The 22,291-nt window shown below is 70.3% G+C and carries 21 protein-coding genes; 13 read left to right on the top strand and 8 right to left on the bottom strand.

Going from position 1 to position 22,291, the window contains the following annotated elements; translation table 11 throughout:
* The first annotated feature begins 295 nt into the window (after positions 1-295).
* The gene (locus OVA30_RS04270; protein ID WP_253395039.1) at positions 296-1,039 is read left to right on the top strand and encodes a YggS family pyridoxal phosphate-dependent enzyme; all 744 of its coding nucleotides are present in this window, start codon (positions 296-298) and stop codon (positions 1,037-1,039) included.
* Positions 1,040-1,078: 39 nt separating this feature from the next.
* Here the strand turns inward: OVA30_RS04270 and OVA30_RS04265 are convergent, their stop codons facing one another.
* Entirely contained in the window at positions 1,079-1,672 is a 594-nt protein-coding gene (locus tag OVA30_RS04265; RefSeq protein WP_003601477.1) for a L,D-transpeptidase family protein, read from the bottom strand.
* A 290-nt stretch (positions 1,673-1,962) separates the two neighbouring features.
* Here OVA30_RS04265 and OVA30_RS04260 point away from each other — a divergent pair, with 290 nt between their 5' ends.
* The 5 genes from OVA30_RS04260 to OVA30_RS04240 all read left to right on the top strand — a co-directional run bounded on the left by OVA30_RS04260 (position 1,963) and on the right by OVA30_RS04240 (position 6,230).
* On the top strand, positions 1,963-2,649 hold the full coding sequence (locus OVA30_RS04260; RefSeq protein ID WP_003601479.1) for a response regulator transcription factor: 687 nt from the start codon (positions 1,963-1,965) through the stop codon (positions 2,647-2,649).
* A gap of 186 nt (positions 2,650-2,835) precedes the next feature.
* Positions 2,836-3,303 carry a Crp/Fnr family transcriptional regulator gene (locus OVA30_RS04255; RefSeq protein WP_253389007.1) on the top strand — a complete coding sequence of 156 codons (468 nt, stop codon included), beginning with the start codon at positions 2,836-2,838 and terminating at the stop codon, positions 3,301-3,303.
* A 162-nt stretch (positions 3,304-3,465) separates the two neighbouring features.
* Complete coding sequence (gene dapD, locus OVA30_RS04250) at positions 3,466-4,308, top strand: 2,3,4,5-tetrahydropyridine-2,6-dicarboxylate N-succinyltransferase (protein WP_003601483.1); 843 nt, start codon at positions 3,466-3,468, stop codon at positions 4,306-4,308.
* A complete protein-coding gene (locus OVA30_RS04245; protein WP_268174704.1) occupies positions 4,308-5,186 on the top strand; it encodes an alpha/beta fold hydrolase in 879 nt (292 codons plus the stop codon). Before dapD ends, OVA30_RS04245 begins: the two co-directional genes overlap by 1 nt.
* A 165-nt stretch (positions 5,187-5,351) precedes the next feature.
* On the top strand, positions 5,352-6,230 hold the full coding sequence (locus OVA30_RS04240) for an acid phosphatase (protein WP_268174703.1): 879 nt from the start codon (positions 5,352-5,354) through the stop codon (positions 6,228-6,230).
* Between the two features lie 29 nt (positions 6,231-6,259).
* On the opposite strand, the gene OVA30_RS04235 is transcribed toward OVA30_RS04240, so the two are convergent.
* Both OVA30_RS04235 and OVA30_RS04230 read right to left on the bottom strand, forming a co-directional pair.
* Complete coding sequence (locus OVA30_RS04235) at positions 6,260-7,570, bottom strand: thermonuclease family protein (RefSeq protein WP_268174702.1); 1,311 nt, start codon at positions 7,568-7,570, stop codon at positions 6,260-6,262.
* Between the two features lie 310 nt (positions 7,571-7,880).
* A complete protein-coding gene (locus tag OVA30_RS04230; protein WP_268174701.1) occupies positions 7,881-8,696 on the bottom strand; it encodes a hypothetical protein in 816 nt (271 codons plus the stop codon).
* Positions 8,697-9,260: 564 nt separating this feature from the next.
* Between OVA30_RS04230 and OVA30_RS04225 the strand changes: the two genes are divergently transcribed.
* The 3 genes from OVA30_RS04225 (at position 9,261) to OVA30_RS04215 (ending at position 12,181) form a co-directional block, all read left to right on the top strand.
* A complete protein-coding gene (locus OVA30_RS04225; RefSeq protein ID WP_015822163.1) occupies positions 9,261-10,190 on the top strand; it encodes a lipid kinase in 930 nt (309 codons plus the stop codon).
* 16 nt (positions 10,191-10,206) lie between these two features.
* The gene (locus tag OVA30_RS04220) at positions 10,207-10,953 is read left to right on the top strand and encodes a TerC family protein (RefSeq protein ID WP_268174700.1); all 747 of its coding nucleotides are present in this window, start codon (positions 10,207-10,209) and stop codon (positions 10,951-10,953) included.
* A gap of 307 nt (positions 10,954-11,260) precedes the next feature.
* On the top strand, positions 11,261-12,181 hold the full coding sequence (locus OVA30_RS04215) for a hypothetical protein (RefSeq protein ID WP_268174699.1): 921 nt from the start codon (positions 11,261-11,263) through the stop codon (positions 12,179-12,181).
* A 55-nt stretch (positions 12,182-12,236) separates the two neighbouring features.
* Here the strand turns inward: OVA30_RS04215 and poxB are convergent, their stop codons facing one another.
* From poxB to OVA30_RS04190, 5 genes are all read right to left on the bottom strand, one after another.
* A complete protein-coding gene (poxB, locus tag OVA30_RS04210; RefSeq protein WP_268174698.1) occupies positions 12,237-13,970 on the bottom strand; it encodes a ubiquinone-dependent pyruvate dehydrogenase in 1,734 nt (577 codons plus the stop codon).
* Positions 13,971-14,243: 273 nt separating this feature from the next.
* Positions 14,244-15,587: a transcription termination factor Rho gene (gene rho, locus OVA30_RS04205; protein ID WP_012752496.1), complete on the bottom strand. Its 1,344-nt coding sequence runs from the start codon at positions 15,585-15,587 to the stop codon at positions 14,244-14,246.
* Positions 15,588-15,840: 253 nt separating this feature from the next.
* Positions 15,841-16,599, bottom strand: coding sequence for a Smr/MutS family protein (locus OVA30_RS04200; protein WP_268174697.1), 759 nt, complete (start codon positions 16,597-16,599; stop codon positions 15,841-15,843).
* Positions 16,596-17,867 carry a murein transglycosylase A gene (mltA, locus tag OVA30_RS04195; RefSeq protein ID WP_442786089.1) on the bottom strand — a complete coding sequence of 424 codons (1,272 nt, stop codon included), beginning with the start codon at positions 17,865-17,867 and terminating at the stop codon, positions 16,596-16,598. Before mltA ends, OVA30_RS04200 begins: the two co-directional genes overlap by 4 nt.
* Before the next feature lie 12 nt (positions 17,868-17,879).
* Positions 17,880-18,599: a Tim44/TimA family putative adaptor protein gene (locus OVA30_RS04190; RefSeq protein WP_012253162.1), complete on the bottom strand. Its 720-nt coding sequence runs from the start codon at positions 18,597-18,599 to the stop codon at positions 17,880-17,882.
* A 461-nt stretch (positions 18,600-19,060) separates the two neighbouring features.
* On the opposite strand from OVA30_RS04190, the gene secB reads away from it, so the two are divergent.
* The 4 genes from secB to OVA30_RS04170 all read left to right on the top strand — a co-directional run bounded on the left by secB (position 19,061) and on the right by OVA30_RS04170 (position 22,282).
* The gene (secB, locus tag OVA30_RS04185; protein WP_003601188.1) at positions 19,061-19,567 is read left to right on the top strand and encodes a protein-export chaperone SecB; all 507 of its coding nucleotides are present in this window, start codon (positions 19,061-19,063) and stop codon (positions 19,565-19,567) included.
* A 290-nt stretch (positions 19,568-19,857) separates the two neighbouring features.
* Positions 19,858-21,111, top strand: coding sequence for an MFS transporter (locus OVA30_RS04180; RefSeq protein WP_056507117.1), 1,254 nt, complete (start codon positions 19,858-19,860; stop codon positions 21,109-21,111).
* Between the two features lie 66 nt (positions 21,112-21,177).
* Positions 21,178-21,696, top strand: a complete 519-nt coding sequence (locus OVA30_RS04175) for a DUF3429 domain-containing protein (protein WP_268174695.1) — start codon at positions 21,178-21,180, stop codon at positions 21,694-21,696.
* Positions 21,697-21,910: 214 nt separating this feature from the next.
* Positions 21,911-22,282, top strand: a complete 372-nt coding sequence (locus tag OVA30_RS04170; RefSeq protein ID WP_042508777.1) for a tRNA-binding protein — start codon at positions 21,911-21,913, stop codon at positions 22,280-22,282.
* Positions 22,283-22,291: the final 9 nt, after the last annotated feature.

The raw sequence follows: 22,291 nt of genomic DNA, 5'->3' as shown, positions 1-22,291 counted from the left end.
CAGCGGAAAAGGGAGTGGGCCGCACGCAACGGTGTCGCGGGGCCCGAAGCCCGGCACCTAGCATATCCGTGCGGTCAAGGGTCAACGCTCGGCGCGGTTCAGATCTGCTGATAGACTGCCACCACGCGATCGGAGCGGCGCCTGCGCGCGTTGGGCCTGGGCGTCGGTGGTGGGCGTATTAAACATCGGCGGGGCTTCTCCGTTCGAATCGGGAGAGGCCAGATATCGCCGGCGCGAGGGTGGGAAACACGCCGCGACCCTTGAAGTCGCGTCTGCGCCGCCGCAAGGAGGGCCCATGATGGATGAGAGCCAGACCCCGGATCAGATTTCGGATCAGACCCTGGACGCCAAGCCGCCGGTCGGCGAGGCCGATGTCGCCGCCGGGCTCACGGAGGTGCGCGCGAGCATCCGCCGGGCGGCCGAGGACAACGAGCGCGACCCGGCCAGCGTCCACCTCGTCGCGGTCTCGAAGACGGTGCCGGCCGAGGGCATCCTGCCAGCTTTGGAGGCCGGCCAGCGGATCTTCGGCGAGAACTACGTGCAGGAATCCAAGGCCAAGTGGCCGGCCCTGCGAGAGCGCTTTCCGGATGTCGAGTTGCACCTCGTCGGCCCGCTCCAGTCGAACAAGGCGCGCGAAGCGGTCGAGCTGTTCGACGTGATCCATTCCCTCGACCGGCTGTCGCTCGCCGCGGCGCTCGCCAAGGAGATCGAACGGAGCGGCCGGGCGCCCAAGCTCCTGATTCAGGTCAATACCGGCGACGAGACGCAGAAGGCGGGCGTCTCCCCCGATCAGGTCGATGTCCTGCTCTCAGAGTGCCGCGAGACCCACAATCTCGCGATCCACGGCCTGATGTGCATCCCGCCGGCCGAAGACCCGCCCTCCCCTCATTTCGCCTTGCTGGCCCGCATCGCCGAGCGCCACGGCCTGCCGATCCTGTCGATGGGCATGAGCGCGGATTTTCCGGCGGCGATTCAGATGGGCGCCACCCATGTCCGTGTCGGCACAGCCATCTTCGGCCGGCGGACGAAGCGGGCCTGAACGGCTGCCCGCAGCATAGATGAGCCGGTTAACGACCGATCATCGCCCGATCTTCATCCGCGTTCCCGGCCCGAGGCGGCGGAGCAGGCGCAGCAGGTCGGCGGGTTTCAGGGCGACGCAGCCTTCCGTCGGCCGGTAGCCGCTGCGGGCGATATGCAGGAAGATCGCTGAGCCCCGTCCCGGACGGATCGGACCGCGGTTGTAATCGAGGTCGATCACGAGGTCGTAGAGTCCATCGTCGCGCCAGAGCTGCTCGGCGCTCGCCGCCGTGCTCGGCAGCCGGATCGGCCGGTTGTAGCGGCGATCCTGGGGCGCGTCGCACCAGCCGTCGTCCCGTCGCGTCGCCCGTAGAGGGAGCGCGCTGACGGGGCGGACGGGGAAGCGGTCGGGCCGATAGAAGCCGCCGCGCAGGCGAAAGATGCCGCGCGGCGAGGCCCCGTCCCCTTCCCGCTTCTGCGTCGTGATGCCGGAACGTCCGAGGGCACAGGGAATCACGACCCCGCCCGCGATCAGCGTGCCGCGGGTCGGGTCGCCCGGCAGCGGGCGCACCCGCAGCAGGCCGAGGGCGCCGGGCGGCCTTCCCTGAGCTGAAGTCGCGGCCCCGGTCTGCTTTGCAACTTGAGCGCGGCGCATTGCCAGTTTGTCCCAGCTTGCTCCGAGCTTTGCTCGGCCTGACGTCATGTCGCGGCAGAGAAAGGTGGAACATGGCGAAAATTCTGCATAAGCGCGCAATCTGGATTTCCCGGCGCGCAAAACGAACTAGGTTTGTCGTCAGGCGGCACCGTATGGGTTCCGTCCGCGGCCAGCCAATGGGCCATATGCCTATTCGGATCGGCGTGCCGCGATGAAATCGTCTTGGCCGCCTGCGTGATCTCTGTGCGACGTCCAGGTGTCCGGAAAGCTTGTTGAGAGCCGCTGCGTCGATGTCCAACCCCTATTGCCTCCTCGTCTGTGACGACGACGACGCCCTGCGTGAGGCATTGACGGAACAGATCGACGCCTACGATGAATTCTCCGTCATCGGCGAGCCAACGGCGACCGGGGCGCTGAACCGCGTCACGCAGGAGCCGGTCGATCTCGTGGTGATGGATGTCGCGCTGCCGGACATGGACGGGCGCGAGGCGGTGCGGACCCTGCGCCGCAACGGCTATCGCGGCCCGATCATCATGCTGACCGCACAGGAATCCGACGACGACATGGTCGAGGGCCTGGAGGCGGGCGCCAACGATTACGTGGTCAAGCCGTTCAAGTTCGCCGTGCTGCTCGCCCGCATCCGGGTGCAGCTGCGCCAGCACGAGGCGAGCGAGGATGCGGTGTTCCGCATCGGCCCCTACACCTTCCGGCCCGGTGCCAAGCTGCTGGTCGGCGAGCGCGGCTCCAAGCTGAAGCTCACCGAGAAGGAGACGGCGATTCTGCGCTACCTCTACCGGGCGGGCCGCGAGGTGGTTGGGCGCGATACGCTGCTCGCCGAGGTCTGGGGCTACAACGCCCACGTCACCACCCACACCCTTGAAACGCATATCTACCGGCTGCGCCAGAAGATCGAGCCGAACCCGGCGGTCGCCGCGATCCTCGTCACCGAAGGCGGCGGCTACAAGCTGCTGCCCTGAGGACCGATCCGGCAGCGGTATCCACCGTCCCGCACAGCCTGCGGCCGGGCAGCGTATCGCGTCGCCTCGGCATCGGTTAAGCTTGCGCCCGGACCGTCAAGCATCGTCCCGAAAGGTGGTCGCCGGCTTTCGGAAGCGAGGCGATGCAAAAGGCGTAGCGTATCGCGGCCAAGGGGCGGAGAGGCGTTGGGGCTCGACGACGACATCGCGATCCTCGCCGCGGCCCCCGTGTTCGAGCTGTTCGGGCGCGACGCCCTGCGCCTGCTCTGCTTTGCCGGCGAGCGCCGCCTCCTGGGGGAGGGCGACCTGCTGTTCGCCCGCGGCGAGCCGTCCGACGGCGGCTACGTCGTCATGTCCGGCACCATCGCCCTCGTCCCCCTGCGGTCCGGTGCGGAGCCGGTCACGGTTGCCCGCTCCGGGGTCATCGGGCGCAATGCCCTCTTCCGCCAGGTCGAGCGGCCGGCGGATGCGCGCGCGGTCGAGCCGTCCGAAGTGATGCGGGTGACGCCCTCGGTGATGAGCCGCGTCCTGCGCGAGTTTCCCGACGCGGCGGCGGCGATCCGTGATGGCATGGCCGAGGAGCTGCTCGATCTCGTGCAGGGCCTGTCCGGCGTGCGCGAGCGGCTTGTGGGCCTCGCGCCACGCAAACGGTGACAGGACCGGGCGGCTTTTGTAAGCACGACCACCTTTTACGCTGAACGCGAGACGCCGGCCCGATCGCATCGGCCGACGTTTCTCGATCCTCGTGTCAACGTACATCCTCTCGACGAACCGGTTGCCGCTTCGTCGGAATGCCCTTCAGTCCGGAAAGCCCCGATGTCACACGCCGATCTCGAAAAGACCATCGAAGCCGCCTGGGAGGAGCGCGCCGGCATCTCGACCGCGACCACCGGCGCCGTGCGCGAGGCGGTGGACGAGGCGCTGAACCTGCTCGATTCCGGTCAGGCCCGCGTCGCCGAGAAGGCGGGCGATTCCTGGCAGGTCAACCAGTGGCTCAAGAAGGCGGTGCTGCTCTCCTTCCGCCTCAACGACATGGTGCCGATCGAGGGCGGACCCGGCTCCTCGACGTGGTGGGACAAGGTGCCCTCGAAGTTCGCCAACTGGGGCGAGGCCGAGTTCCGCGCCGCCGGCTTCCGCGCCGTGCCGGGCTGCTTCGTGCGCCGCGGCTCCTATATCGCGCCGGGCGCGGTGCTGATGCCGAGCTTCATCAACCTCGGCGCCCATGTCGGCGAGGGCACCATGGTCGATACTTGGGTGACGATCGGCTCCTGCGCGCAGGTCGGCAAGAACTGTCACATCTCGGGTGGGGCCGGCATCGCCGGCGTGCTGGAGCCGCTCCAGGCCAACCCGGTCATCATCGAGGACAACTGCTTCGTCGGCGCCCGCGCCGAGGTCGCCGAGGGCGTGATCATCGGCGAGGGCTCGGTCCTGTCGATGGGCGTCTATATCGGCGCCTCGACCCGGATCATCGACCGCACCACGGGCGAGACCTTCTACGGCCGCGTGCCGCCCTACTCCGTGGTGGTGTCGGGCACGACGCCCGGCAAGCCGCTGCCCGACGGCACCCCCGGCCCCGGCCTCTACTGCGCCGTGATCGTCAAGCGCGTCGATGCTGGCACCCGCGCCAAGACCGGCATCAACGAGCTGCTGCGGACCTGATGGCGTCTGCCGCCGCATCGGTCGCCACCCGGACCCTCGACCTCACCGTCGCGGGGCATCGGGTGGCGACGCCCTGTGCCGTGATCGGGGAGTGTGCCGACGCGCTGCTCCTGCCCGCCCTCTCCTCGATCTCGGCGCGCGAGGAGATGCTGCCGCTCGCCCGCGAACTCAGCGCGACCTATCGCTGCCTCGTGCCAGACTGGCCGGGCTTCGGCGCGCATCCGCGGGCGCGGTTGCCGCTGAATCCGGCCAACCTGCACGCCTTCCTCGACGCGCTGCTGGCGGCCGCACCCGGCCCCTACGCGCTCGGCGTCGCCGCGGGCCATGCCGCGCCCTACCTCGTCGCAGCCGCGCGCCGCCATCCCGGTGCCTTCGCGAGGCTCGTGCTCGTGGCGCCGACCTGGCGCGGGCCATTGCCGACCGCCATGGGGCCGGAGCGCGCCGCGTGGTTCGGCCGGATCCGCCGCGCGGTCGAGATGCCGCTCCTCGGCGAGGCGCTCTACCGGATCAACATCAGCCCGCCGATCATCGGGCGGATGATGCGCGCCCACGTCTATGCCGAACCGGCGCATGTCACGCCGGCCGTGATCGCGGCCAAGCACCGTATCACCCGCCAGAGCCGCGGCCGGTTCGGCACGGCGGCCTTCGTGACGGGCGGCCTCGATCCGGCCTCGTCGCGCGAGGAATTCCTGGCTTCGTTCGGCGACGGCCTGCCGCCCGTGCGGGTGCTGCGCCCGGAGAAGGCGCCCCGCCGCTCGGGCGCCGAGATGGACGCCTTGATCGGCACGGGCCGCGTCTCGGCTCTTACCGTACCGGGGGCGCTGAGTGCCCACGAGGAGTTTTTCCGCGACGTCGCCACCGCGATCCGGGCGCCCTGAAAACAGGCCTTGAAAAAGCGGACCGGTCTGACAGCGGATTGGGACTGTGACGCATCCGTCGCACGTCCCTCCTAGACAGGCTGGAAGCATCAGTCCGAAACTGACGCCCACTCCTGGCCTCCGCCACGATCCGTTCAGCCCCGGCGCCTGAAAGCTCCTTCCCCAATGACCCGCCCGACCCGTGCGCCGGTGCGCTTGGCCGCCCTGCTGACGCTGATCCTGGCTGCCCAGCCGCTCCAAATCGCCCCCGTCAAGGCCGAGCCGACGGCACCGGCCGGCCCGGCGACCTCCGCCCCCTCGCTGGAGAAGGACAAGCTCGCGGCCGCGGCCCCGAAGGCCTATCTCAGCGAGGAGGCGACGCCGAACCTCGTGGCGATCCTGCCGCCGCCCCCCGCGGGCCACTCGGCGGCGGAGGCGGCGGACCGGGCGGTCTACAACGCGACCCGCGCCTTCCAGGGCAGCCCGCGCTGGGCCCTCGCCACCAACGACGTCGCCGATGGCGGTGCCGCGCTTCTCGAGGATTATGCCTGCGTCCTCGGCCAGCGCATCGATCAGGCGAACGTGCCGGACCTGATGCGGCTCCTCGACCGGGCCCGGATCGACATCGCCCGCGCCACCCGCGTGGCCAAGCGGCGCTACCGTCGCCTGCGCCCCTTCGTCGGCAACGATTTGCCGATCTGCGTCGCCCGCACGGCCGAACTCGCCGACAGCTTCAGCTATCCCTCCGGTCATGCCAGCCAGGGATGGGCCTACGGGCTGATCATGGCGAACCTGATGCCGGAGAAGGCGACGCAGTTTCTGGTGCGAAGCCGGCTCTACGGCGAGAGCCGGGTCGTGTGCGGGGTTCACTGGCTCAGCGATATCGAGGCTGCCCGCACCGGCGCCTCGGCGCTGGTCGCCGTGCTGCTCGCCGATCCCGGCTTCCGCACCGATCTGGAGCGCGCCCGAACCGACCTCAAACGCGCGCTGAGCGGGGAGGGGGCGAAGCCCGATCCCGCACTCTGTGCCCGCGAGGATGCGGCCGCGCGCCAGCCCCTGCTCTGAAGAAGCCGGGATAGCCCGACCCCGACGCCTCACCGCTTCCAGACGCCGAGCCGCTCGGTGCGGGCGTGGTCCTCGGCCGCCGCGAGATCCGGCGTCGCCTCCGACGAGGCGCGGCCGCCGCCGTTGAACAGCACCACCTCGGAGAGGTCACGGCCCTCGACGGTGCAGATATGCGCGCTGCTGCCGGGCGCAGGCTGGCAGGTCACCGAGCGCTTGCGAAGATATTTGCTCAGTTCGTCGGACTGGCCGCCACGGACCCACTCGACGCCGAACAGGCGCACGACCTTGCCGCCGACCCGCAATGTCGCCGTGTCGATCACTTCCGGCACCCCGACGATGGCGTTGGCGCCGTTGCCCCCCTTGCGCGGCGCCTCCGGCTCGGACGGCCGCTCGGCCGCATTCCCCGGCGCGTCCGCGGGCGGTGCGTCGGGCGCTGGCTCCTCTGCCGCCGGGACGCGATCCGCGGCCGGTGGCGAGCCGGACGGCGCCGTCTGCGGGGCCTGCATTTCCGCGGTCTGCTGGGCGGGGCGGCCGGATTGCTCCGTGTCGCGTCCGCTCAGGGAGAGCGCCGCGACGAGGCCCGCGCCGGCCAGGGCGCCGAACGCCATCAGCAGAACCGGCCGGCGGCTGCCGGCGGCGAAGGCATCCTCCGCGCGGTCGCGAATTCGGGTCGCCGTCTGGCGGGGCTGAATTCCGCCGGCCACGCGCCGCCAGCCGTCTCCGACGCGGGCGCGCGCCTCGGCCAGGCGCTCCGCCGTGTTCGGCGTGGCCTCGGCCGGATCGAGGGACGCACTGACTGGTGCCGGCCTCGGCCGGGCCTTCAGCCGCTCGGCGAGCCGGCTGCGCCAGCCCTCGACGGTCTCGCTCGCGGCGCTGGCGAGCGCCCGGCTGCGCTCGGCGGAGGTGTTCGCCAGGGAGCGCGCCAGCGCGGACTGCGTCTCCACGAAGCGGGCGCCCGCGGCCCGTACGTCGGCGATGGTGTCGCGGGCGGGTTCCGGCTCCGGTTCGGGGGCAGGGGGGAGAAACAGCGGCGCGTGCTGCTCACGAAGTTCATCGACGAGGTCGTGCAGGGTCAGCGGCACGCCGGCACCCGCCTCGCCCCGCAGGCGCACCGTGCCGGTTCGATCGACGATCCGGTAGCCGGGCACGCCGTCGGCGGGCTCGACGAAGCCCTCGGCGATCAAGGCCAGCGTCCGGCGTGCCACCGGCCGCGCGCCGCGCCGGTCGAGTTCGGCCAGGATCAGCGCGCGAATTCGGCGGTCGTCCTCGGAGACCGGCGCCTCCGGCGGGGCCGTCGTCTCGTCCTTGCTCCGGCCTGCGGCCTTTGCCGATCCCTTCACGCGTGCGATGCCCTGTTCTCGATCGTCGCCGGGGCGCCCCTCACGGCGGCGCCCGTCGGCTGCTTCTACAGCATGGACCGGCCGGAGTATCCGGTCGATGCGGCGGCTGATCCCGGAGGATGATCGCTTGAAGCGATCATCCTGTTTCCGACCCGGCCTCAATCGCCGGCGCCCGCCTCCGCGGGCTCAGGCTTCCGCTCCGCTAGATGCTTTCCGGGGCTCACGCCCCCAAAAGCCCGCTCCGTGCGGCGCTCTTCGCGCCGCGAAGCTGCTGGCGCCGCTTCAAGCCATGGATTCTGAGCTCCGGCCGTCAGGCCCCTGCCCGGCTCAGAACGCGGCTTGCCTCGGACACGATGACCGGTGCGCCCCCGGCAAAGCTCACCGTCAGCGTGAGTTCGGCGACACCCTGCGAACGCGCGCCGCGCGCCGGACTGGCCGCCGTGAAATCGTGGACGATGCGCACGAGACAGGTGGCGCTGGCTCCGTCGCAGGCGATCCGCGGTTCCCCGTGCGGCTCGTAGCGCCGCTCGGGCCAGCGCTGCGCGAAGCGCTGCTTCTCGGCCAGGAGCGCGTTGGTGGTCATGACACGGCCGTGGAAGCGCACCGTGCTGCCGTAGAAGCGGGGCGCGGCGGACAGCATCACGCCGTTGGGCGCCGACACGCTGTCGAGATAGCCGAGGCTCAGGCGACCCGCCGCGACGGCCCAATCGGAGAAGCGCGGATCCGGCTCGGCGCGGCCCAGGTTCGCGGCCGGAGGCGGGGCAGGCGGTTGGGTCGGGCGGTGGATCCGGGCGGTGTGCCCGTAACGCTCTTCGCGCGCCCGCTCGTGGATGGCGGCCCGGCGGGCGCGGCGCATCTCGGCGGCACGGGTGCGGTCCTGGCGGTGCATGTCCCGCCGGGCGGGGGCGGGGGAGGGGGCGGCGGCCCGGCGCGAACGGGTCCTCGCTTCCGGTTCGACCTCGAACCGGGGAGCGGCTTTGGCCACCGGTTTCGCCCGCTCGCCGCCGGCAGGGGCGGCGCCGGATTTGGCGGGTGGGTCGATCCAGTTCGATCCCTGCTGGGCCAGGGCGCCTCCCGCCGCGCAGGCCGAGGAGAGGAGAAGGGTCAGAAACAGCACGGGGCGCATGACGGGACCGATCGGGCGAGCAGGCCTGAAGATGCCTCGCGGAAGGCCGGGTCACCGTCGGCGCTCACCTCGGATGGGTGACGGCGGCCGGCACTCCGCGGAAGGCGGTCGGTGAGACGGAACGCGTGGCGGCACCGCTACGGTTCCACGCCTTTCTGCCACCGGGTCCGTGCCTACACCGAGTTGGGCGCCCGTGCGACCGGTGCCGGCCCCGGAAGGCCTGTTACCCCCGCTGTCCAAGCTTCCCGCGTCAGAGCTCACGAAGCCGCGCTCTTGCCACGCGCCCTTGCCCCGGACTCTTGCCATCGCGCGGGAAGTGCCCACCTTGAGCGTAACGATCCCGGCTCGTCCTGCGCGCGAAGGCAGCAGGGCGAGTGCGCCCGGTGCCAAGCACCGGGTGGGATCACTGAGGACGGGTCCGGGCCCCTCTGACGGTCGAGGCGTCGACCGTGATGTCGGATTCTTTCACCGCTGGCGCGAACGCGGCGCGGAAGCGTGCAAGGATAGTCCTGTGCCGGCCATGCTGGTTTTCCTGTTCCGTCCCTCTGCGAGCGGAGCGGCTGCTTGAGCGCGACTTCGGAGACCGGGAAGCGCCGCGCGCTCCTTCTCGTGAACGCCAAGGCCCGCAGCGGGTCAGCGCCACTGGATGCGATCCGCACGATCCTGCGCGAGGGCGGGCTCGATCTCATCGAGCCGGAGGGCAGCGCCGATTGCAAGGAAGTGATCGGGCGGCATGCGTCCTCCGTCGATCTGGTGATCCTCGGGGGCGGCGACGGCACCATGAACGCGGCGGCGCCGGCCCTGGTCGAGACGGGTCTGCCCTTCGGCATCCTGCCGCTCGGCACCGCCAACGACCTCGCCCGCTCCCTCGGTCTGCCCCTTGAGCCGGAGCCGGCCGCCCACGTGATCCCGACGGCGCCGGAGAAGGCGATCGACCTCGGCTGGGTCAACGGGCACTACTATTTCAACGTGGCGAGCGTCGGCTTTTCCGCCGATCTCGCCAGCGAACTGACGGCGGAGGCCAAGAAGACCTGGGGCACGGTGGGCTACGCCATCGCCGCCTTCCGGCTCCTGCGCCGCGCCCGGCCCTTCACCGTGACAATCGAACATGACGGCCGCACCGAGAAGGTGACGACCATCCAGGCGTCGGTCGGCAACGGGCGCCATTACGGCGGTGGCATGACCGTGCAGGAGGACGCCACCGTCGATGACGGACGGCTCGATTTCTACAGCCTGGAAGTCGCCCATTGGTGGCGGCTGATCGCACTGCTGCCGGCCCTGCGCCGTGGGACCCATGGCAAGGCGGCGGATGTGCGTGCGTTCGAGACCACGGAACTGATGCTGACGACCCGCAAGCCGCGGGCGGTCAACACCGACGGCGAGTTGACCACCTGGACCCCGGCCCATTTCAAGGTGATGCCGAAGGCGGTGCGCGTTCTCGCGCCGCTGGACGCCGCGCCCGGCAGCACGAGCCGCTTCCCTCTTCCCTTCTGAACCTCCGGACCCGCCCGTGGACAGCCTGCTTCACCTCGCCGCCGATCCCACTGCCTGGGCAGCGCTGGCGACCCTCGTGGTGATGGAAGTCGTTCTCGGCATCGACAACCTGATCTTCATCTCGATCGTCACCAACAAGCTGCCCGAGGCCGAGCGGAGCCGGGCGCGGCGCTTGGGCATCGGTCTCGCGCTGATCCTCCGGCTGGCGCTACTCGGCACGGTGGCGTGGATCGTCCACCTGACCGAGCCGGTCTTCGCGGTGCTGGGCAAGAGCTTCTCCTGGCGCGACCTCATCCTCATCGCCGGCGGCCTGTTCCTGCTGTGGAAGGCGACCAAGGAGATCCACCACAGCGTCGATCCGAGCCCGGAGGAGAAGCCCGGCAGCCGGGCGGCGCTCACCTTCGGCTCGGCCATCGGCCAGATCCTGGTGCTCGACCTCGTCTTCTCGATCGATTCGATCATCACCGCCGTCGGCATGACCGAGCATGTGCCGATCATGGTGATCGCCGTCGTCGCCGCCGTGACCGTGATGCTGATCGCCGCGGACCCGCTGTCGCGCTTCATCGCCGCCAACCCCACCGTGGTGATGCTGGCGCTCGGCTTCCTCATCATGATCGGCATGACGCTGCTCGCCGAAGGCTTCGGGGCGCATGTGCCGAAGGGCTACATCTACACCGCGATGGCGTTCTCGGCCGGCGTGGAAGGCCTCAACATGGTGGCCCGCCGCCGCAGGCGGGCGAAGACGCCGACGGGCGGGGCCTGAAGCGCGGCAGTTTTCCCGTGAAAACCGCAGGGACTGGTTGAGGACCTACACACCGTTTCCGGGTGGTCCGTTGCCCGTGGCCGCGCGAGCCCCGGCGAATGACATTAAGAGCGAGCCTGTTTCCGGGACGGGCTCGCTCGCAGAACCTGTTTCCATTTGGGTCACGTGCGGTCGATCCGAACGAGATGGTCAACGAATCGTAAGGCATAGCGGCCGAAGCCCGGTGGCCCCGGCGTGCCGGGTAAGGGTCCGTTCACGCCGCACCGCGCGTCTAAGCAGTATGACCTGAACCCAGGCGACTGCCCCCATGCGCTTCCTTCTCGCACCGGCCCTGCTTGCCGCCGCGTGCGGACCCTCCCTTGCCGCCGCACCCTCGCCGTTCCGCGCAGCCCTCGCGGCGGCCGGCGGCTGCGGCGTGCACCGCATCCTTGCGGAGGAAAGGCTCGGGCGGCTCGGCGTGGCCTCGGCACAGGCCGTGTCGCAAGATGAAGCCGACCTGTTCGGCAAGCCGGCCGGGCAGTGGACCGAGGACGAGATCCGCGACGCGGTCTCCGTCTTCGCGGCCTGCGAGACCAGATCCGGATCGGCCCGCACCGGCCTGAGCGAACGCCTCACCCGCGACCTGCGCGGCTTGGAGACGGCCCTGCGCCGGGCCATCGTCGTCGGGCACGCCCGCGCACCCGTCGAGGCGAGCGAGGAGCGGGCCTCGCACGGGGCCGGCCGCGATGGCGCCCCGAGCGGACCCTCCCAGCTCCGACAGGGCCCGGCCTTCATCCCAGCCCTGCGGGGCGGCGCCCCGCAGGCGGAAGCGCCACGCGCGCTCGCCGCCGTGCCGGCGGCCTCCTCCGATGCGCGAGATGACGCGCCGCCCGACCGGACCTGGCACGCACAGCCGCTGGCCGCCGATGCGGCGGCGGGCGAGCCGCCTCGCCTCGCGACGGCGTCGATCGCCGCGCACCGGCCGTCGAGGGAGCGGACCCCGTGCCCGGTCAGCCTCGGCACCTTCGATCTGCTCCAGGCCGAGATGCGTCTGTCCGAGGCCGAGGGCGTGCTCGGCTGCCGCGGGACCATCGACGCCACCGCGAACATACCCGGGGTCGGCACCTTCGAGACCTATCTCTGGTCGGACCGCGGCAGCGGCGGCACCGTCACGCTGGTCTTTCAGAACAAGCGCCTGCGCTCGAAGGCGCAGCGCGGCCTCAATGCGGAAGCCGGGCGCGGCGGCTGAGCGAAGCCCAAATCCGCCATCCCGAAGGGATCAAACGGATTTGGTATGAACCGATTCAGCGCAGCAGGTTGGTCTTGGCCAGATCGAGGATCGCGTCGCCGCGTCCGTTCATCACGGCCTGGAGCGCGTAGAGGCTGAACCCCTTCACCTGCTCGGCCTGAAGCTTCGGCGGCATCGCCAGTTCCTGGCGGTTCGTCACCACGTCGAGGAGCGCCGGGCCGGGATGGGACAGCACGTCCTGGATCGCGCTCTCCAGGTCACCCGGATCCTCGACCCGGTGGGCATGGATGCCGATGGCGCGGGCCATGGCCGCGAAATCCGGGTTTTCGAGCGTGACGCCGGTTTCGAGATAGCCCGCGGCCTTCATCTCCAACTCGACGAAGCCGAGCGTGCCGTTGTTATAGATGACGACCTTCACCGGCAGCCGCTCCTGCGTCAGGGTGAGGATGTCGCCCATCAGCATCGCGAAGCCGCCGTCGCCCGACAGCGAGATCACCTGCCGGCCGGGGCTCGCCGCCTGGATGCCGATGGCGTGCGGCAGGGCGTTCGCCATCGAGCCGTGCGCCCAGGAGCCGATCAGACGCCGCCCGGCCGTCATGGAGAGGTAGCGCGCCGCCCAGACCGTGGGCGTGCCGACATCGGCCGTGAACACCGCGTTTTCGGTCGCCGCCTCGCTGAGGAGGCGGGTAAGGTATTGCGGGTGGATCGGCTTGCGCCCCGCCTTGCCGGTGGCGAGATCGTCGAGGTCCTCGCGCGCCTTGGCATAATGCTTGAGGCTGGCCTCCAGATGGCGCCCGCTGTCGTTGCCGGTCAGGCGCGGCAGCAGCGCATCGATGGTGGCGGCGACATCGCCGGTGAGGCCGAGTTCGAGCCGGCAGCGCTTGCCCAGATTCTCCGGACGCAGATCGACCTGCGCGATCTTGGCGTGCTCGGGGTAGAACTGGCGGTAGGGGAAGTCGGTCCCCAGCATCAGCAGGGTCTCGCAGGCTTCCATTGCCGCGTAGCCCGAACTGAACCCGATCAGCCCGGTCATCCCGACATCGTAGGGATTGTCGTGCTCGACATGCTCCTTGCCGCCGAGCGCGTGGACGATCGGGCTCTTGAGACGCTCGGCCAGCCGCATCAGCGGTGCGTGCGCGCCGGCGCAGCCGCGTCCGCACAGAAGCGTGATCTTCTTGGACCCGTTGAGGAGGTCCGCCAAGCGGTCGAGTTCGTCCGCGGGCGGCACGGTGACCGGGGCGCGGGGGCGCAGCGTCGCGGGGGCGGACAAGGCGCGCTTGGGCGCTTCCTTCAGCGCGACGGTGCCGGGGATGACCACCACGGCGACGCCGCGCTTGCCGACGGCCGAGCGGATCGCCGCTTCAAGGACGTTGGGCAATTGCTCCGGGTCCGAGACCGTCTCGCAGAAATGGCTGCAATCGCGGAACAGCTCCTCGGGCCGCGTCGCCTGGAAGTAGTTGAGGCCGATCTCGCTCGACGGGATATGCGCGGCGATCGCCAGGACCGGCGTGCGGGTGCGGTGGGCGTCGAACAGGCCGTTGATGAGGTGGAGGTTGCCCGGTCCGCAGGAGCCGGCGCAGACCGCGAGTTCGCCCGTCACCTGCGACTCGCCGGCGGCGGCGAAGGCGGCGACCTCCTCGTGACGGACATGGACCCAATCGATGACGCCGCGGGCGCGGATCGCTTCGGTGATCCCGTTCAGGCTGTCGCCGACGAGGCCGTAGACGCGGCGCACGCCCGCCTGCTGGAGCGTTTCGACCACGAGATCCGATACGTTGCGGGTTGCCATGCGCCGTCTCCGAACAGAACCGCCTCGAAAGGCGGTGACGGCGGGCCAACGTCACACGCAAGCGAAGGTTCGATCGATCGAAGATTTTGTAAAGACTGCACAATTTCGCATGCCGGGAGCGTCGCCTCCGGCAGGATCGTCCCGTCGTCGGCACCGGCCGGCCCGCATCGTGCCCGGCCCATCCCGTCGCGCGATACGCTCCGAAACGAAAAGGGGCCGGCCGATCATGTCGGCCGGCCCCCTCGGCATAAAGCCTCGGCGCGGTGTCGCGCCTTAGGTGTTCATCGAGTCGAAGAAGTCGCCGTTGCTCTTCGTCTGGCGCAGCTTGTCCATGAGGAACTCGATCGCGTCGGTGACGCCCATCGGGTTGAGGATGCGGCGCAGGACGTAGGTCTTCTTGAGCGCGTCCGGCGGCACCAGCAGCTCTTCCTTACGGGTGCCGGAGCGGGTGATGTCGATGGCCGGGAAGATGCGCTTGTCGGAGACCTTGCGGTCGAGAATGATCTCGGAGTTGCCGGTGCCCTTGAACTCCTCGAAGATCACCTCGTCCATGCGCGAGCCGGTATCGATCAGCGCGGTCGCGATGATGGAGAGCGAGCCGCCCTCCTCGATGTTGCGGGCCGCACCGAAGAAGCGCTTGGGCCGCTGCAGGGCATTGGCATCGACACCGCCGGTCAGCACCTTGCCGGAGGACGGCACGACCGTGTTGTAGGCGCGGCCGAGGCGGGTGATGGAGTCGAGGAGGATCACGACGTCGCGGCCGTGCTCGACCAGGCGCTTGGCCTTCTCGATCACCATCTCGGCGACCTGCACGTGGCGGGTGGCCGGCTCGTCGAAGGTCGAGGCGATGACCTCGCCCTTCACCGAGCGGATCATGTCGGTCACCTCTTCCGGGCGCTCGTCGATGAGCAGCACGATGAGGTAGCATTCGGGATGGTTGATCGTGATCGACTGCGCGATGTTCTGCATCAGCACGGTCTTGCCGGTGCGCGGCGGCGCAACGATCAGCGCGCGCTGGCCCTTGCCGATCGGCGAGACGATGTCGATGATCCGCGGGCTGAAATCTTTTTTCGGCGGGTTGTCGAGTTCGAGCTTGAAGCGCTGCGTCGGGAACAGCGGCGTCAGGTTGTCGAAGTGGACCTTGTGCTTGATCTTCTCCGGGTTCTCGAAGTTGATCGTGTTGACCTTGAGCAGCGCGAAATAGCGCTCGCCGTCCTTGGGGCCGCGGATCGGGCCCTCGACGGTGTCGCCGGTGCGTAGGCCGAAGCGGCGGATCTGGGTCGGCGAGATGTAGATGTCGTCCGGACCCGGCAGATAGTTCGAATCGTGCGAGCGCAGGAAGCCGAACCCGTCCTGGAGCACCTCGACCGTGCCGGCGCCGATGATCTCGGTCTCGTTGGCCGCGAGTTGCTTGAGGATCGCAAACATCAGCTCTTGCTTGCGCATGGTCGAGGCGTTCTCGACACCGACCTCCTCCGCGAAGGCCGTGAGCTCGGTCGGCGTTTTGGACTTGAGGTCCTGAAGCTTCACCTCACGCCGGGCGACGAGATCGGCCGGCGCGACGACGGCTTCGGCCGGAGCTTCAACGGGGGTGAGAGCGTCGTTCTGTGACGTCATGTGGGGAGATGCAACCAACGAAGGGCGGGGAATGGTCGGCCGGTTCGGGAGCAGAGCCGGGCGCTGGGGAAGCGCCCCGGGGTCCGTAGCCGTCGCGGGCGCGCGGCCCGGCCCGCGCATCGGTTCCGCTCGGCCAGAAAGACCTCGGAATGCGACACGGCTGCAATGGGAGAGCATCGCTCAGTAGCGCGTTTCGCCACCCGGCTCAAGACCCCGCCCGCCGATTTCCAATCTTAAGGTTTGGCGAGTCGGCCTATCGCCGCCGCAGGCGCACGTAGAGGGCGCCGCCTCCGCCGTGATGGCGCGCCGCCTCCTCGAAACCGAGCACGAGGCCGCGCAATTCCGGGCCCCGCAGCCAGTGCGGCACGCTGCGGCGGAGCACGCCGCGCTCGGAGAAGCCGCCGCGGTCGCGACCGCCGAAACCCTCGCCGCCCTTGCCGGTCACAACGAGCACGCGGGCATGCCCCGCCGCGCGGGAGCGCAGCAGGAAGCCGACCAGCGCCGCGTGCGCCTCCGCCTGATACAGCCCGTGCAGATCGATGCGGGCCTCGATCGTCAGCGTACCCCGCTCCAACCCGCGGCGCTCCCGCCGCTCCAGACCCGGCGCCCCCGGCGACGCTGGGGGAACAAGTGGAGCGGGTGCAGCGCTGGCCCGGGCGATCTCGGGAGCGAGGTCACCGAGCTTGAGCGGCTTCGACGCGACCCGCGACAGGGAGGCGGCGGGGGCAGGCTTGAGTGGGGCAGACTTGGCGGGGGCGGACGCCGCCGGGGGAGGGGAGGCGGGTTTCCAGGCAGGCTTGGCCGCAGGCTTCGGAGCCGGCTTGGCGAGCTTCGCCGCAGGCGCGGCGATCGGCAGCGCGGGCTGTTCGGCCCCGGCAGCGGCGATCTTCTGAGCGGGCTTTTTCGGCTTGGCGCGGCCCCGCAGGGGCGTGATCAGCTTGGCGATCTCGCCCCAGAGATGCGCCTCCTCGCGCGAGAGCAGGCGCGAGCGCCGCGGCGGTCGCGTGTTCACGGCCGCGCCTCTCCGGCAGCGGCCTCCGGTGCGGCCGCGCCCTTGGCAGCGCCATCCGGAGTGGGCTTCGGGATCAGCACCACAAAGCCCATCCGGTCGTGCAGGTCGCCCGCCGCCCGTCCGGCGGCGGCACCGGTGCCGACATAGAGGTCGCCGCGCGCCGGGCCGACGATGGCCGAACCGGTATCGGCGGCGACGACCAGATGGCCGCGGCCGGGCTGGCCCGGCAGCTTGCCTTCCAGCCAGAACGGCAGGCCATAGCGCCAGAGGTTCCCGTCGACGGCCATGCTGCGCCCCGGACTCAGCGGCACGCCCGCGGCACCGGGCGGCCCGAGGGCGGGGTCGGTCACCGGTTCGGTCCGGAAGAAGATGTAGGACGCGTTCATCCGCATCAGCCGGCGGGCATGGTCGGGGTTGGCCCGCAGCCACGCCGTCCAGCGCTCCAGGCTCAGCCCGTTGATCGGCAGGTGGCCCTCGTTGACGATCAGCTTGCCGATCGAGGTGTAGGGCTGGCCGTTCTTGCCGTCGTAGAGCACCCGCATCCCGCGCCCATCGGGCAGGCGCACCCGCCCGGAGCCCTGCACCTGCAGCACGAAGAGGTCCACGGCGTCGCGCAGCCACAGCAGCGGCCGGGTCCGCTCGCCGAGCGCCCCGTCCTCGATCGCCGCGCGGTCGGGATAGGGGACGAGCCCAGTCTCGGTGCGCCGGCCCGCCCGGTAGAGCGGATCGAGCCCCGGCGCCGTCTCGCCGGGGGCGAGGCTCACGAGGTCGTCCGGCCGGGCCAGCACGGGTGCGGTATAGCCGGGGCCGGGCTCGAGCGAGCCGGTGAGTTCCGGCTCGAAATAGCCGGTGAGGAAGCCGACCCGGCGCTCAGGCTCCGTTCCGGAGGCCGGGCGGACGATGCGGTAGGCGGAGAACCGCGCCTCGAAGAATTTCTTGGCCTCGTTCGGCTTCACCTCGGCCGCAGCGGCGCAGGCTGCCGCGAGATCGGCGGGCGAGCCCGTCACGCCCTCGATCTGGGGCGGATTGGGGCCGGGCCCGGCGCAGGTGCGGCGGAAGGCGTCGAGGGAGGCCGCCCCGTCATCCTCGCGCCAGCCGGGCAGGGCGGCGAGGGAGACCGGCTCCAGCACCGCGCCTGCCACCTGGGGCGGCACGCGCGAAGCTTCCGCCACGCGCGAGGGTACGGCGGGCGAGGATACGGCCGGAATGGAAACGGCCGCAGCGGCGAGGACCGCTGCGGCCGGAAGGGAAACGCGCAAACACGGCATGAGGCGAAACGATCAGCCGCCCGCGTCGGTGGCGACGAGCTGCCAGTTCGGGTCGCGTGAGCCGAGCGTGCGGGCGAAGGTCCACACGTCGGGGACCTCGACGCCGGTCTCGGCATTGCCGTCGATCACCTTGCCGTCCGCGTCGCGGGTGGCGGTGATGAGGTTCGAGAGGAAGCGCACGGTGATCTGGGCGGCGCGGTTCTTCACCTCGACGGCGGCGATCTCCGCCTTGTCGATGGAGATGAAGGTCGTCTCCGCCGTCTCGTTGCGCTTCTCGCGCTCGGAGATCGCCCGCTCGAAGCCCTCGCAGACCTCCCGCGAGAGGAGCGCGCGCAAGGTCTTGCGGTCCCCCTTGGCGAAGGCGGTGACGATGGTCTCGTAGGCGCCCTTGGCCCCTTCGAGGAAGGCGCGGGGCTCGAAGGCGGGTTCGAGCTGCACCACCTGTTCGAGGCCGCGGGCGACCGCCGAGCCCGGCTCGGCGATGCCGCGCCAGTCGCGGGCCGCGGTCTGCACCGCCGCCGCTCCCGCCGGGCTGCGGTCGGCGCCGGGCAGGCGCACCACGTTGTCACCCTCACCGCGGCCGGCCGGCGGCTCGGTGCGGTTGCGCTCCACCGGCCGGAAGGGCGAGCGCTCGGTGCCGGTCTTCTGGCCCAGGACCGAGCGCAGCCGCCAGATCACGAAGACGGCCAGCGCCAGGAAAATCAGAGTGGTTGCGTCGAAGGAATCCTGCATCACCGATCCGAATCGTGACCGTCGCACACGTGAGTCCGGCGCCCGTAAGGCCGCCCGGACGGGAAAGGTCCGCTCCCTGATCCCGCCCGCCGCGCTCCGGAAGAGGGTTTCGCGAGGTTCCCGACCGGAGCCGGGAAGGGTTCGCGAGACCGCCTCTTAGCCGAGGGCAGCGCGGGGATCGACCCGGGAACGGAGACCTTGGTAGGCGCTTGGGTCTGAGTGTCTCCGACTGTTCGAAGTCCGTGACCTTATCGTCATATGGGCGGACCTGCGAGGTATTCCAGGGAAACGCGCAAGACGAGCCTCCGCGTCCCATTCACGCGCGCCTTCGCGCCGCGGCGATTGCTTCAGTTCGGCTTGTTCGCTGGATACGGGCATGGTAGCCGCAGCCCGCGCCGGAGGGGCGCTCTTTGGCGCGGGACACGTGCGCGCCGAGGACGACGCAAGCAGGAGAGACCGCCATGGCCGATACCGCGGCACCGAACGGCAACGGCGCGCAGGGCCAGGATCTCGCGCCCGCGATCAACGCGCTGGCGCAATACGCCAAGGATCTCTCCTTCGAGAACCCGAACGCGCCGCGCTCCCTGCAGCCGCAGGAGGGTGGCCCTCAGATCAACATTCAGGTCAACGTCAACGCCCAGCAGATCGCCGAGGCGGACTTCGAGGTCGAGCTGACGCTCGAGGGCGATGCCAAGATCCAGAACGAGGTGCTGTTCGCCTTCGAACTGAAGTACGCGGGCATCTTCCGCATGCGCAACATCCCGCAGGAGCAGATCCACCCGGCGGTGATGATCGAGTGCCCGCGCTTGCTCTTCCCGTTCGCGCGCCAGATCGTCGCCGAGGCGGTGCGCAACGGCGGCTTCCCGCCGCTCTACATCGACCCGATCGATTTCGTCGGCCTCTATCAGCAGAAGATGATGGAAGCCCAGGCCCAGGGCGGCCAGCCGGGCGCGCCGCTCGCCTCCTGAGGCGGCGCTTCGGCTTCACGATCCTGACCAGGATTGCCTGAACGAGACCCTGGTGCCGATGGCTCCGGGGTCTTTTCGTATCGCCGGTCCTCCCCGGCGGGCTTCCGTCACCGCTCCCACTGACTGGATCGGGCTGCGCTGAGCCGTCGCGGCCACGCATGGGCGGCCTTCGGAGTTAGGGCGCGGCGGGGCACCATGGCCACGCCGATTGCTCCCCGCATTGCGCCTTGCCCAGCACGGCGTTAGGCGGCCCACCCCCGGCCCTCGGCTGGCTCATCCTCAAGGACAGCATGGCGCCCACAACGCACCTCGCCCTGATCAACGTCTTCATCGGCGACATCCAGGGCGGGCTCGGGCCGTTCCTCGGCACGTGGCTCGCGCAGATGCGGCAGTGGAGCCCTTCGCAGATCGGGCTCGTCACCACGCTGGTGGGCGTCGGCACGCTGCTGCTCAGCGGTCCCTTCGGCGCGCTGGTCGATCGCCTCGGGCGCCCGCGCCTGCTCATCGTGGTCTCCTGCGCCGCGATCCTCGCCGGCACGCTGCTCTTGATGCCGGCCCATTCCTTCGTGCCGGTGCTGGCGGCGCAGTTTCTGGCCGCGGCGGGCGGCACGCTGCTGCTGCTCGCGGTCACGGCGCTGACGCTGGGCGTCGTCGGCAAGGAGGCGTTCCCGCGCCAGCAGGGGCGCAACCAGGCCTTCAACCATATCGGCATCCTGATCGCGGCCGGGCTCATCACCCTCGGCACCGCCCATTTCGGCCCCGAGATCGCCTTCTGGGTGCTGGGGGCCATGGCCGCCGCCGCCATCGCTGCCACGCTGGCCATGCCGGCCCGCGCCTTCAACCAGCGGCGCGCGGCGGGCTGGAAAGAGGAGGACGAGGCGGAGCCGGCCCGCTCCTCCTACTTCCAGATCTTCTCCAATAAGCGCCTGCTCGTGCTCGCCGTGGCGCTCGCCCTGTTCCAGCTCGGCAATGGCGGCATGCTGAGCCTGCTAGCGCAGAAGCTCGTCCACACCGCCGACGACCCCACCGCCTGGACCGCCCGCTACGTCATGGTGGCCCAGCTCGTGATGGTGCCGGTCGCGCTCGCCGCCGGCTCGCTCGCAGACCGGCGCGGCCGGCGCCAGCTCCTCATCGCCGCCTGCATTGCTTTGCCCGTCCGGGCGGCGCTCTCGGCCTTCATCGACGACCCGTACTGGCTCATCACCGCCGAGATCCTCGACGGCGTGGCGTCGGGCATCATCGGCGTGGCGGTGCCGGTGGTCGTGGCCGACCTCACCTGGGGCTCGGGCCGCACCCAGACGGCGCTCGGCACCGTCAACGCCGTGCAGGGCGCGGGCGGCGCGCTCTCGGCCTGGTACGGCGGTCTCGCCCAGGGCTGGTTCGGCTGGAGCGGATCCTTCCTGGCGCTCGGCGCGGCGGGCGTCCTAGCCCTCGCCCTGGTCTGGTGGCTCGCCGCCACCACGGAGGAGAGCCACTCCCAGCGCCGCCGCACCCGGCGCGACGAGCGCCGCCGGGCCACCCATTCCGCGGAGAAGCCGGCCTGATCGCGCGGAACAGGCCGCGCGGTCCGGCTGTTCACCGGGCGTTTCTCTTAACGCCGCGAGGCGCAGATGGCTGACACCCCGACGGCCCGTTCCCACGACGACGCGACCGGCCGCACGATCCGCGCGTACGAGCCCCGCGCCGTGCCCTGGCTCAGCGTCGTGTTCGGCTACGGGCCGATGCTGCCCTTCGTCGCCGGGGCGGTGCTGGTCTGGATCCTGCGCGGGCCGATGGCCGAGGCGGTCTTCACCCTGACGCTTCTCTGGGGGTGCGCGATCCTGCTGTTCCTCTCTGGCGTGCGCCGCGGCGTCAGCTTCCGCACCGAGGGTGGGGCGACACTGGCGCAGATCGCCACGATGCTGAGCCTGTTCCTGCTGGGCTACGGCGCCCTCATCGCCTTTGCTCTGGGCAAACCCGTCATCGCGCTGGGCCTGCTGATCGTCGGCTTCACCGCGATCACGATCCTCGATCCCATCGCCGCGCGGCGGGGCGAGGCGCCGCTGTTCTTCGAGCGCCTGCGGCCAGCGCAGATCCCCCTGGCCGTCCTCAGCCTCGCCGCACTGCTGGCCTACCGCCTCACGCTCTGATTCTCGTTTTGGTGGAGGATCCTATCCACTCCCCTCATCCTGAGGTGCCCGCGCCAGCGGGCCTCGAAGGATCCTCCAGATCCCGCGCGATCTCCGGAAGATCCTTCGAGGCCTCCGCTTCGCTCCGGCACCTCAGGATGAGGATGTGGATTGGAGGGCGCGGTCGGTTTTCGTAGAAGGCTCCGCTCTCATCCCACCAAGTCATGCATCGCCCATGCACGTCAGCCACGATCCCACCGCCCCGGAATCCGAAAAGATCGGGTTCGACGCCTTCCTTGCCGTCGACATCCGCGTCGGCACCGTCGTCTCCGCCGAGCCCTTCCCCGAGGCGCGCAAACCGGCGATCAAGCTCGTCATCGATTTCGGGCCGGTGATCGGGACCAAGCGTTCCAGCGCGCAGATCACCGAGCATTACAGCCCCGATACCCTGGTCGGCCGGCAGGTCGCGGCGGTGGTGAACTTCCCGCCGCGCCAGATCGGAAAATTCCTGTCGGAGGTGCTGACGCTCGGCTTTGCCGACCCGGCCGGCGCCGTGGTGCTGTTCGCCCCCGACAAGCCGGTGCCGGACGGCAGCCGGCTCTTCTAACGCACCATC

The organism is Methylorubrum sp. SL192, assembly GCF_026672325.1.
Taxonomy (GTDB): Bacteria; Pseudomonadota; Alphaproteobacteria; order Rhizobiales; family Beijerinckiaceae; genus Methylobacterium; species Methylobacterium extorquens.
Note: the sequence above shows the minus strand (reverse complement) of the source record. Positions and strands in the feature narration are given on the sequence as shown.